Source organism: Alteromonas sp. MmMcT2-5, from assembly GCF_022348315.1.
Lineage (GTDB): Bacteria > Pseudomonadota > Gammaproteobacteria > Enterobacterales > Alteromonadaceae > Alteromonas > Alteromonas macleodii.
The window spans coordinates 24,010-35,717 of sequence record NZ_JAKRFB010000045.1; the positions used below are offsets into that span (position 1 = coordinate 24,010).

General features: G+C 43.0%; 10 protein-coding genes. 4 read left to right on the forward strand and 6 right to left on the reverse strand.

Going from position 1 to position 11,708, the window contains the following annotated elements; genetic code table 11:
* Window positions 1–254 precede the first annotated feature (254 nt).
* A complete protein-coding gene (locus tag MHN09_RS16465) occupies window positions 255–1,838 on the forward strand; it encodes a response regulator (protein ID WP_342339610.1) in 1,584 nt (527 codons plus the stop codon).
* A gap of 146 nt (window positions 1,839–1,984) precedes the next feature.
* On the opposite strand, the gene MHN09_RS16470 is transcribed toward MHN09_RS16465, so the two are convergent.
* Window positions 1,985–2,860 (reverse strand): NAD(P)-dependent oxidoreductase, encoded by an 876-nt coding sequence (locus MHN09_RS16470; RefSeq protein ID WP_101564600.1) that lies wholly within the window; start codon window positions 2,858–2,860, stop codon window positions 1,985–1,987.
* Window positions 2,861–2,948: 88 nt separating this feature from the next.
* On the opposite strand from MHN09_RS16470, the gene MHN09_RS16475 reads away from it, so the two are divergent.
* Both MHN09_RS16475 and MHN09_RS16480 read left to right on the forward strand, forming a co-directional pair.
* Window positions 2,949–3,434, forward strand: a complete 486-nt coding sequence (locus MHN09_RS16475; protein WP_239241467.1) for a glutathione peroxidase — start codon at window positions 2,949–2,951, stop codon at window positions 3,432–3,434.
* Window positions 3,435–3,608: 174 nt separating this feature from the next.
* Complete coding sequence (locus tag MHN09_RS16480; protein WP_239241468.1) at window positions 3,609–4,649, forward strand: 2-hydroxyacid dehydrogenase; 1,041 nt, start codon at window positions 3,609–3,611, stop codon at window positions 4,647–4,649.
* Between the two features lie 94 nt (window positions 4,650–4,743).
* On the opposite strand, the gene MHN09_RS16485 is transcribed toward MHN09_RS16480, so the two are convergent.
* Together MHN09_RS16485 and MHN09_RS16490 are read right to left on the reverse strand one after the other, a co-directional pair.
* Entirely contained in the window at window positions 4,744–5,490 is a 747-nt protein-coding gene (locus tag MHN09_RS16485; RefSeq protein WP_239241469.1) for a methyltransferase, read from the reverse strand.
* 15 nt (window positions 5,491–5,505) lie between these two features.
* Window positions 5,506–6,267, reverse strand: coding sequence for a Nif3-like dinuclear metal center hexameric protein (locus MHN09_RS16490; RefSeq protein ID WP_075176578.1), 762 nt, complete (start codon window positions 6,265–6,267; stop codon window positions 5,506–5,508).
* Between the two features lie 230 nt (window positions 6,268–6,497).
* Here MHN09_RS16490 and MHN09_RS16495 point away from each other — a divergent pair, with 230 nt between their 5' ends.
* Entirely contained in the window at window positions 6,498–6,845 is a 348-nt protein-coding gene (locus MHN09_RS16495; protein ID WP_075176577.1) for a hypothetical protein, read from the forward strand.
* Window positions 6,846–7,020: 175 nt separating this feature from the next.
* Here the strand turns inward: MHN09_RS16495 and MHN09_RS16500 are convergent, their stop codons facing one another.
* From MHN09_RS16500 to MHN09_RS16510, 3 genes are all read right to left on the reverse strand, one after another.
* Window positions 7,021–7,644: a TetR/AcrR family transcriptional regulator gene (locus tag MHN09_RS16500; RefSeq protein ID WP_014949468.1), complete on the reverse strand. Its 624-nt coding sequence runs from the start codon at window positions 7,642–7,644 to the stop codon at window positions 7,021–7,023.
* A gap of 101 nt (window positions 7,645–7,745) precedes the next feature.
* Window positions 7,746–8,792 carry a protease SohB gene (sohB, locus tag MHN09_RS16505; RefSeq protein WP_039227763.1) on the reverse strand — a complete coding sequence of 349 codons (1,047 nt, stop codon included), beginning with the start codon at window positions 8,790–8,792 and terminating at the stop codon, window positions 7,746–7,748.
* Window positions 8,793–8,911: 119 nt separating this feature from the next.
* Window positions 8,912–11,434, reverse strand: coding sequence for an acylase (locus tag MHN09_RS16510; RefSeq protein WP_239241471.1), 2,523 nt, complete (start codon window positions 11,432–11,434; stop codon window positions 8,912–8,914).
* Between the last annotated feature and the right edge of the window lie 274 nt (window positions 11,435–11,708).

An 11,708-nucleotide genomic window follows, 5' to 3' on the forward strand; every position in this document is an offset into this window, starting at 1 on the left:
ATATCCTCAATTGATTTGCTTTTGAACTACAATAACCAATACTTACCCCTTACGTAAACGTAAAGGTAAATTATTATTTAAAAAAATTGAGGGTTAACGTAAATATTTTGTGACGAGAAATGCTGTTTCTTTTTAGATTCCAGCACGACGCAGAAAAAAGTTATCCTTTTTAATAATGCACTTTTATCTCGCCGCTGATAAGCTAGGTTGATGTAAGTAAACCTTGTTTGGTCGCCGTGGAATTCAGAATAGCTATAGTAGAAGACAATGCTACTGCTCGGACTGCGCTTCGAGGACATTTAATGTCAATTGCTAACTTATCGGTAAGTAGCTTTGCATCTGGTGTAGAACTGAAAGCGGCACTTAAAAAGCAAAACTTTGAACTCCTGTTAATGGACTATCACCTAGGTCAAGGCAAAACAGGCGTGGAATGGATCCAGAGTTTAAGAGAGGCAGGCTTTATAAGACCTAGCACAGGCATTATTTTCTTAACGTCTGATCGCTCACCGCAAATTATTGGCCGTATAATGGATTTACAGCCTGACGTTTTGCTTATTAAGCCATACACCATTGCTTCACTAACCCGCCAAATTAACCATTACTTAAGTTATCGAGACTTTGTTAAAAACGTATTGCACGCGCTGGATAACAAACAACTTGACCGAGCAATTAGTGTCGTTAGAGCTAAGATCACCGAAGGCATTCCTCCACGGCTTGTTGCTGAAATTAGAAAGCTTTATGCGCGTCTTCTTTTCGAGAATGGTGATTTGCAACGAGCGTTGAGTATTTATGACGACGTGTTAACCCGCTCTGACAAAGTTCTTTGGGCACAATGGGGAAAAGTAAAGTGCCAGTACGCTTCGGGTCAATGGCCACATTGTAAAAGCCATTTGAGCCAAATGGTTAACTCTAGCTTGGCTCGCGACAAGGCATTTGAATGGCTTGCATCCATATCATTTGAACAAGACTCCTACGATCAAGTAGAAAAATACTTAAATGAAATTAAGTTTAGTGAATTAAGCCTACCAGCTGCAAAGTTAAAAACCATTGCCTATCAAAAGCAAGACAAGGTTGTAGAAGCCATCGATCTCTTACAGAAGAAACGGGCTATGCATCGCAGTGCAAAAGACAGGTTCAATGACTTTACGTTTGAGCTCGCTGAGTTCTATTTGTTTCTTGCAGAAGAGTCGCCTGAAACCAATAGAAAAGAAAGCTTGTCTCAGGCTAGAAAATTAGTAGGCATTGCAGGAAGAAGTCAGGGCGACCCGCAGACGTTACAAAAAAGAGACTACCTTTTGGCTTTCTCGGCTGTGCTGGACGGCGACTTAGAAAAAGCAGCACATTTGCTTGAAAGCGACTACGTCGACAACTACCTTCGCACTGAGCCGTCTATCCTCGTTATTGCCGCAAAAGTACATCACGGTCTTGGAGACGAACGTAAAGCTGGTGAGTTACTCTTGATGGCTAAGCGCAAAAACGCGGAGTTACAAGCTATTTCAGAACAGGTTATAAATGACGAGCTGATTTTTTCGGGTGGAGAAAGGTTAGGTTTAAATCACGAACAGGCCATTTCTATAAACGAGGCCGGCACACAACTCTTTATCGAAGGCTTATTCAACAAGGCAATGAGGCATTTTTATGATGCTTTCCAACTCTCCCCCGATACCGCAGCATTTGGCCTAAACCTTCTTCAGTGCATGATTGAGTCAGACACAGGTGTTTACCGAAAATTTAACGTCAGACAGCTACTCGACAAGATAATGTCACTCCCCTTGAGTGACGTTAACAAGGCCCGTTTGGAACAGCTTACCCTATCTGCTCAAGAACAGGCGCTGTAATGTTTAATTAGCAAATTACTAAAGCAACACCCATAACCTGCGTTATGGATAAACACGCACTGCTTCCAGAACGTCACTGTTTTTCGCTGTTTATTACATCTTTATTGTAAACCAGCGGGCCTTTTATTCTTGTTAGTCTGTTAGCGTTATTTTAGTCGGGTAAGTAAACTCGATGTATCCCAACGGCCGCCACCAAGCTTTTGAACATCTGCATAATATTGATCAACAAGTGCCGTAAGCGCCAAAGTCGAACCGTTCTTACGCGCTTCATCCAATGCAATGCTCAAGTCTTTACGCATCCAATCAACAGCAAAACCAAAATCAAAGCTGTTATTTAGCATCGTGCTGGCTCTGTTTTCCATCTGCCACGACTGAGCTGCGCCTTTGCTAATAACATCGACAACCGCATTACAATCAAGCCCAGCACGCTGGCCAAAATGTAGTGCTTCAGCCAAGCCTTGTACAATGCCGGCAATACAAATCTGATTCATCATTTTTGCTAGTTGACCGCTGCCACTCTTACCAAGTAGCTGACTGTGTCGTGCATAATGTGCCATTACCGGCTCAACCGTGCTGTATACGTCTTCATCGCCGCCCACCATAACGGTCAGCTGCCCGTTCTCAGCCCCAGCCTGGCCACCAGAAACCGGTGCATCCAAGAAGCCAACTTGCTTATCTTGGCAGCTTTTATATAGTTCTCTGGCAATATCTGCTGATGCAGTCGTATGATCGACCAGCACACTGCCCGTCTTCATCACTGCTAACGCCTGTGTGCCCACATCTCTTACATCATTGTCGTTACCCACACACATAAATACGATGTCAGCGCCTTCACACGCCTGCGCAACGGTATTGCTAGCACTGACTTTAGCGTCGCCAGTGTTATAGGTTGTTAGCCAATCCTGTGCCTTTTGAGAGGTACGATTATAAACAGTGACCGAATAGCCAGCTTTGCTCAAGTGCCCTGCCATAGGATAGCCCATTACACCCAAGCCCAAAAAACTCACTTTCAAATTACTCATACAAAATATACTCTAGATACTTAACAAAAATGGTTGGATTACCTAAGAGTAACAGACTTAACAACAACAAAAATATAGGAAAATAATTTTGGCGCTCTATGAACACGCTATTACGTTGAACAACGGTGAACAAACTACCCTTGAACAATACAAGGGTAAGGTATTACTTATTGTTAATACGGCAAGCAAATGTGGCTTTACTCCTCAATATGAAGGACTAGAGTCGCTCTATAAAAAATACAACGATAAGGGCTTTGAAATTTTAGGGTTTCCCTGCGATCAGTTCGGACATCAAGAGCCAGGTAGCGACGAAGATATTGCGCAATTTTGTAGCCTTAATTTTGGCGTTTCATTCCCATTATTTAAGAAAACAAATGTAAATGGTCCAGATGCCAATCCGCTCTTTGAGGAATTGAAAAACGAAGCCCCCGGTCTTCTTGGCACAAAACGTATAAAATGGAACTTCACTAAGTTCTTAGTTAATGCTCAAGGCAAGGTGCTAAAACGTTATGCGCCTACTGTAAAACCAGAAGCCATTGAAAAAGACATCGCTAAGCTTTTATCAGCGCATTAGTACGCTTTGCAGTTTAGATAGCCGCCGACATGGCGGCAGTGAACGAGCGTTTTGAAATATACCTAATGCGTTAGTGCTCAATACATCCCGCTAGATTTATTGATCTACATCTATGTAGTTTGAATGTGAATGTGGTAATTTTTTGCCGTCAAAGTGACTTAACTGGGTACTAAAATGAATACCTCTGCACGTAAAAAAGCGCACGATAACCTCAGCGACCAACAACACAAAAACATCGCTTTTTTTAGTACTCGCTCTTATGAACACGCTCTGTTTTCTGAATTGCTGGAAACATTAAACGGTGCTAGTGACAAAACCATCAATGCCACATTTTTTGAACACCCACTGAACGCTTCAACCGCAGCGAGTTGCAGTGGATTCAGCGATGTTGTTGTGTTTGTAAATGACGACATTAATAGGAAAACCATTGAAGTTCTAAAACACTGTGGGGTTAAACATATTGCGCTTCGCTGCGCTGGCTTCAACAATGTTGATGTGGATGCAGCAGCAAAGGCAGGTATCACTGTAAGCCGCGTACCCGCTTATAGCCCTGAAACCGTAGCTGAACATACAATTGCGCTAATCCTTACGTTGAACCGAAAAACACATAAAGCATACAACCGAGTACGCGAAGGCAACTTCAATCTTGGAGGATTGATGGGCTTTACGCTTCACGGTAAAACCGTAGGGGTAATTGGCACAGGAAAGATTGGGCAAGCGGTTATTCGCATACTATTGGGGTTTGGATGTCATGTGCTTTGCTTCGATCCGTATCCAAATAGTGATGTAACCGCAATGGGAGCCCATTATGTAACGCTAAATGAACTACTTGAAAAAAGCGTTATAGTTACCCTGCACTGCCCGCTCAACGAACAGAGTCATCATATAATCAATGCTAAGAGTATTGATAAAATGCCTCAAGGCGTCATGCTAATTAATACGTCAAGAGGCGGGCTCGTCGATGACAATGCCATCATTAAAGGGCTTAAGTCGAAAAAAATTGGATATTTAGGGCTAGATGTCTACGAAAGAGAATCCGAACTGTTTTTTAACGATCATTCACAAGACATAATTCAGGATGATATTTTTCAGCGCTTAACTACGTTTCCGAACGTTTTAATAACGGGCCACCAAGGGTTCTTCACGCTCGAAGCCTTAGAGGAAATCGCAAAAATCACGGTCAATAATATTATGACGGGTGAGAACGCGCTCTAAGGCGCCACTACAACTATCTACGTATTAGCGCGCTCGTAACCCTATGTAGTCCGCTACGTAAATATCCCAACAAACTCTTTTTTACTGGCTTTTTCTATTTCTCTTTTTCTAGAATCAGCTGAAAATATTTTCCTAACCAAAGGTAAGGCGCTTGCCTGTGATACTGCCGCTCTAGCACAAGTAAGTCATCAAATTTGCTGCTTTGATGGGTTATATCTCGCATGTAATCATGGAAACAACGAATGCCTGCTTTTTCGATAATTTTGAAACCCAATGATTCACAATGTTCAACCACGCGGGTTGCACTTAACGGCTGTTTTGGATTCAGTCTAACTTGCTTTTTAACCTTCATCCCTTTCGCGATGTAATCAAAGTTTCCGTAGATAGCATTGGCAAACAAATTCGCATCTTGGTTGAAAAAGCTTAGGCTTAAACGGGACCCTGGCTTCATGTTCTTATACATAAAATCGATAGCATCAAAGGGCGCATCCAGCCACTCTAAAACCGCATGGCAAATCACTAAATCAAAACTGTCTAAATCCTCAATCTGCTGCAAATATTGATGCCTAATTGTAATATTTGGTGCATCTGCAAGCAGTGCCTCAGCTTGTTTAAGTACATCCTTCGACGCGTCAGTTAACACAACAGAATGCCCTTTAGAAGCAATATGCGCTGTCATTACACCTGTCCCCCCGCCTATTTCAATAGCGCGAACAGGCGTGGTTAAATAAGGCTCGAGAACATCACATAATAAGGTGTGCCTGAGCTTTCCCTTAGTAGTGCCATATATATTGCTAGAGAATTTTTCTGCAATACCATCGAAGATACGATCGTTATTCATATACTACAGTCATCGCTAAGCAGGATTGTCAATATCAATAAACTCGACAGGCACGTCGAATTGCTGCCCAATGTGCTCTCCTAAGGATTTCACACCGTAGCGTTCAGTAGCATGATGACCAGCAGCAAAAAAAGTTATCCCCATTTCCCTTGCCGTGTGTACAGTTTGTTCAGACACTTCTCCGGTAATAAATGCATCGACGCCCAGTTCAACCGCTTGTTCGATGAACCCTTGTCCACCTCCCGTGCACCAAGCAAGCTTCGATATAGGTTTTGATACAGGCCCCTCAATCAGCACGTCTCTCCCTAGCAACTTCTGTAATTTAACCTGTAACGCTGACCCTTCAATTTCTTCTTCAAAATTTCCGTGCATAACAACGCCAACAGGCTTCACACCGCTCACCGCACTTATATTTTGAATGCCTAATAGCGATGCAAGTTGTCGGTTGTTGCCAAATTCAGGGTGTACATCCAGTGGAAGGTGATAAGCAAATAAATTGATATCATTTAACAGTAGCGCTTGAAGGCGGCGCTTTTTCATGCCCGCAATCACTTGTGACTCACCTTTCCAAAAATAACCATGGTGAACAATTAGCGCATCTGCCTTAGCTTCAATGGCGGCATCAACGAGTGCTTGTGACGCAGTTACACCGGTAACTATCTTCTCAATTTTACTTGCGCCCTCTACCTGTAATCCATTGGGGCAATAATCACTGATCTCGCTAACCCTTAACATTCCATCAAGATAATTTTGTAGTTCTAGGCGGGTAATAGACACAAGTCCTCCGGTTGAAAGTTAGACAAATTGTTCAAAAAACGTTATAAAAAGACGCGAACGTTTAGCATTATACCTGTAATTAGACAATTATGAGTGGTGAGTAGATCCAATTTTAGTTTTGCGACACTTGCTGGCTTGGTCGTTACGCTGGGCGAGTTTTTCTCAGCGTTATAGCAATTACATACGTCGCATAGCGTTCGTCATCTTAACAAAATAAAGAGCAAAAAAGCATGGCAAACTTAGACAAAGACGAAGTGATAGCAGCATTTACCGAAGCTTATAAAAAGGCGAACGGCAAAGCACCGTCTATTGAGAGCAAAAGTGGTTGGTACAGTGTAGATGGCGGTAAGAACGTCCGTTTAGCACAGCTTCAAGAAATGACAGCGTCGTTAGCTTCTGGCTCTTCTGACGCCACGAGTGAAAGCGAAGAGAAAAAAGCGCCAAAGAAAGAGGCAAAAGCCGCAGCGAAACCAGCGAAGAAAAAGGCACCTTCATCCAAAAAGTCAGGATTTTCGGTAAAGGATTTCTGGGCAGAAAAGCTCAATGCAGAGGCGCCTGGCGCAACCCTTCCTCGATAATTTTGCATAACCTGATTTAATATCTAGTTTAGCTACTGGTGTAAAAACGCAATAAATGTCGCATACCGTAAGTGTCGTTGAGGCACTTATGTTATGTGACCCCTTCACTATTTATTATGAAATAATAATAGCTTACCACTCTTTCTCAACTGAGTATTTAACGAGCGCGCTTGAATTATTTGCCTGCTAGCCCTTGGGCTACGAATGGAACTAGGTGCTGGATAACTTCTTTTATATCGACATGCTTGTGAAAGTCAGACTCAGCTATTTCTGTTAGCGCTTGGCTCGACGCCATTGAAAATACAAAACTTCCCATCGCAAAATGCAAGCGCCAGAATAGTTCTTCCTCAGGTAAATCAGGAAGGCAACGCCTTATAGCGTCGACAAGTGCACGGATACAATCACCGTAATCATTCATTAAGAACTTACGCAAATGCCCCTGAGTTTCGTTGTAGCCACGTCCTAGCAACTTAACAAACGTAGAAGTACCCTGCTCTGAAATGGTGTTGAGGTTAAGCATAGGAGGGATCAACGAATACAAGAGTTGCTCAACGCCCTTCGCACCTTCCATAGGTGTCAAAGACGCCAAGCAAGACTCTACCTGCGGCATTAGGTGATCAAAGTACCTTTTAAACACGGCTTGAATTAAATTCTTCTTACTGCCGAAGTGATAGTTCACCGACGCCAAATTCACTTCTGCTCTGGCAGTAATCTCGCGCATGGATGTTTGAGTAAACCCGCTTTGAGAAAATAAGTACTCTGCCGCATCTAATATATCGGTTTTAGTATGCCGTGCCATATTCTTTTTATTATCTTTTTGTAGGTTAAAAATTTAACGTACGTCTGTGTTAACAATCGTTTCATCGGTCCTGAATTATCAACACAGACAAATTGTCGCTATTAAAACCAGTGACGCGCTTTGCTCATTGATTTCATAAACACGCGCTCAACAACATTTGCTGCAGACATCCCCAGTTTCTCTGCTACATTTTTCTTCACAGCATACTTAACACTAAATATTTCGCGTGCGGGATAATGAGAAAGAATATAGTCATCTGAGGTTGTGATGTCGTCAATTAAGCCAAGCGACTTAGCTTTAATACCTGGCCAATACTCGCCTGTGGCGACTTTATCGATGTCCATATCTGGACGCTGGCTTTGAACGAAGTCTTTGAACAGTACATGAATCTCTTCAATTTCTTCTTTAAATTTCGCGCGGCCTTCATCGTTGTTCTCACCAAATACGGTTAGAGTACGCTTGAATTCACCAGCGGTGTGTTGTTCAAACTCAATATCATTTTTCTTCAATAGTTTATTGAAGTTAGGCAACTGAGCTAAAACGCCTATGCTGCCAATGTAAGCAAATTGAGACGCCAGTAATTTGTCTGCAACACAAGCCATCATGTAACCACCGCTTGCCGCCACTTTATCTACCGCAATCGTTAGTTTAAGACCCTTTTCCTTGATACGCTGAAGTTGAGACGCTGCAAGTCCATAGCCGTGTACAACACCCCCACCACTTTCAAGTCGAACCAAGACTTCGTCTTCTTTATTCGCTACACATAAGATAGCGGTAATTTCTTCTCGTAAGTGTTCCACTTCATTGGCGTCCATCGAACCTTTAAAGTCGATGACATAAAGACGGGACTTCTCAGACTCTTCGCCCTGTTCTGTGATTTTGGCTTTGTTTTTTGCTTTATTTTTAGCTTTCGCTTCTTTTTTCTGTTCCTTGGCTAATTTCTTTAACGCATTTTTATCTAACAGAACCTGTTTCGCGTAATTTGTAATGTCTTTCAACTGCTCAGAAATAGACACGATTTCAAGTTGCCCTTTCCCATGCTTTTGCTTACTCGCTAAGCCAACAATGGTAGATACAACCACAATAAAAGCGATAACTAGCGTTACTGCCTTGGCAACAAACAAACCGTACTCGTACAAAAACTCCAAACTTTACTCCTAGTAAAATAAACGGGTAAGCGTCGTTGTTTACCCACAACGTAAATAGCGGCCTTGCTTTGTGAAAAGCAACGCCGCTTTGCTAATTACGTTATAATACCAGTCTCATCTTATTCTGACGATAGGGTAACTTGCTCTATCTTGTTAGCCTCTATCTCCTCGTCAGTAAAGAAGATATCTCTTAGCGTAGGCTGCGTAGAATAAAGCTGAGTTTGGTCTAAGAAGTGTTCACTGCCATACTTGCGAGATTGTGAGTAGGTCAGAATACCCCGTCCCTTGGGGCCTTCATCAGTGAAGTTAATAACCATAGCCCAACTGGTGCCATAGTTAATATGGTAGCCTTCAGCTTCTGCACTCATTATGGTGTTACTATTCACAGGCTCGTAGTTATGACGTGGAAGCAACGTACCGTTCCTGTTGCTTATAACGTCAAACACGTTAAAGCCACCTTCAATATTGTGTGCACCAGCCCATGGTAGTTTGATACCAGACGCCGTGCCATCTGGCAGGCTTCGCTCAACAAACTGAACGTCCCCTAGCGGCGCGTCAAATGCGACACCAGCTTGCTCAATCACTTGAGTTACTCTTGCCAATTGTTCAAGAGTAACGTCATTTTGCAACAAGCCAGAAGGCGTAGTGACTGGTGATTCTAGTGAAAACGGCGTTTCCCACTGTGGCGCTTGGTTAAACTGGAATGCAAACTCTCTAAACACGTGTGCACCAGTACTTGTAAGGTTCATGGTGCCATCCCAATCCTCCAACGCAGCACAGGCTTGTGAAACATCAACGCTAGTTCCGTCTACATCTACAGGTGTTGAACCTTGCGCGGCGCATAGCGAAAGCAATGAAGGCAAAATATTCTCTGCTAAATAACTTCTGTTATTAAACAGTAAGCCTTCCACTTCATCTGGCGTAAAGGTTCCGTCACTTCCCGCTTCGTTTTCAATAAACTGTTGACCCATTCTTGAACGTAGTGTTTGTTGATATTCCACGCTACCAAATAGCGGATTGCTTACAACAATTGGTGAGTTTAAATTCGTTAACCAATAGCTGTCGTTCGAGTTTTGAACTGAATCCGTGCCCTCGTACTTAGGCGCTTCTTCGTATGGAACGGGTCCTTCGAAATCAAACTGCGAAATGTTACCCGGTAATACGGTAAAGCCGGCAGCTGCTTTAGTTTGAATAAGTAACGGGTTAGTCGTTAGTTGCTCAATTGCGGTTTCGGTTAGATTCGGCACGGTTGAATCGTCAATGTAGAAGACTTGACCATCATCAGAGGCAGCCATTGTATTATTGAAAATAACACCGTCGTAATCTTTAAACGCCTGCTTAAACTCGTCCATGGATGTCGCCATATTCATGGCAAGCCAATGGTCTACAATATCAAAGTTAGGCAGGTTTGCGTCTTTGATGGCAAAGGCATTATTACCATTCCAATCAAAGTTACCAGGCACTTCAATCATTGGACCGTAGTTGGTGTAATACGCGGTCTTATTAAGCTTAATGGTTTGCCCTCCACCCACTGCGACATCAATTTGAAGTGGCTTTTCATAGATGGTGCGTCTGTTGCCATCAACCATATGGGTAAGGCCAGATTCATCATTTTCGTCGAGGGTCAGCTGATACACAACAAAATGTTCAGCCGTCGAGAAGGTGTGTGTCCATGCAACGTTTTCGTTAAATCCGATATTTACTGCACCAGGCAATCCCATCAACGAGCCACCTGTTACATTCAAGTGTCCGGGTACTTGAGCATGGAAATTCCAAAAGCGTAGGTTTCCTGTGTGAGGAAAATGCGGATTGCCTAAAACCATACCTTTGCCATTGGTCGTTTTATCGCTGCCTAACCCCCAACCATTAGAGCCCATTTCTTGAGGATTTTTTTCAGGCAGACCTACCGTTGGTGAAATCTTAAAGGTAGAAGCAACGTCACTTGAGGACGTAGCTGGAGTAGGTAGATAACTCTCACCTTCAGGCGCTGCAATAAACATAGGTCCTAAGAAATTAGCGGCCCCAGGTAATAGCGCCACGCCTAATGAGTACGTTAATAGATCCACACTATCAATTTCAGTGACCCATGGTTGGCCAGCACAGCTTTGATCTTGTTCTTCTACAGGAGTTTCAGCTAAGTACCGGTTGTATCCAGCAGTGTAGCCTTGAAACATTGCACGTGAATTAGCAGACAACCGAGGTAAGTTCTCTTCTGCTAACTCTCTAATACCTAGAGTAAGAAAACCGAAATCGTTAATAAGGTGCTCTGAATCACCGCTACCAGGTACAGTATCTGGACCAAAATACTTAGCTCTCTCAGAGTTATACTTCACAATCTGGTCGGCCAGTACGCAAAGGTTATCGCGTGCAAACGCATAACCCACACCGTAAGCCATACTTTCTAGGTTATCGGCTTTCACATGCGGAACGCCATAGGTGGTCCAGGTAACATCCGCGGACAGTGTACCGTCAGGAGAAAATGCTGGAATTGGTGCTGGTGTTGGTTCGGGTGTCGTAGGCGTTGTGGGCGCTGGTTGTTCTACATTAGAAAAGTCGTTATCGTTATCGCCGCACGCACCGAGAAGTGCAGTGAGTGATAACGCAATAAGCGTCCGTTTAGCGTTAAAGGTGTTGTCAATCATCTCAAATGTTCCCTAATGATAAATGAAAAAGGTCAACCACTCTTACCGCACGCGTCTTCAAAGCGGTGTTAATTACAGCATAAGTAAAACTGATCCGACCTGAATTCACACTACATTAACAAATGAAAACATTCAAACAACATTATAATTTTTCTACAAAAAAGCCGGCAATAACGCCTAATGCCGATCAGTTAAGAAAATTTTCATGATCGGTTGACCGATCTTTTTAAGGCTTCAAAATCCGATATCAGTCTCTGGTATCGGATTTTTTAAT

Excerpts from the sequence above, each read along its gene's own strand:
- MHN09_RS16470 (WP_101564600.1), bottom strand. The coding sequence starts at position 2,860 with ATGAGTAATTTGAAAGTGAGTTTTTTGGGCTTGGGTGTAATGGGCTAT.
- MHN09_RS16480 (WP_239241468.1), top strand. The coding sequence starts at position 3,609 with ATGAATACCTCTGCACGTAAAAAAGCGCACGATAACCTCAGCGACCAA.
- MHN09_RS16485 (WP_239241469.1), bottom strand. The coding sequence starts at position 5,490 with ATGAATAACGATCGTATCTTCGATGGTATTGCAGAAAAATTCTCTAGC.
- MHN09_RS16495 (WP_075176577.1), top strand. The coding sequence starts at position 6,498 with ATGGCAAACTTAGACAAAGACGAAGTGATAGCAGCATTTACCGAAGCT.
- MHN09_RS16500 (WP_014949468.1), bottom strand. The coding sequence starts at position 7,644 with ATGGCACGGCATACTAAAACCGATATATTAGATGCGGCAGAGTACTTA.
- MHN09_RS16510 (WP_239241471.1), bottom strand. The coding sequence starts at position 11,434 with ATGATTGACAACACCTTTAACGCTAAACGGACGCTTATTGCGTTATCA.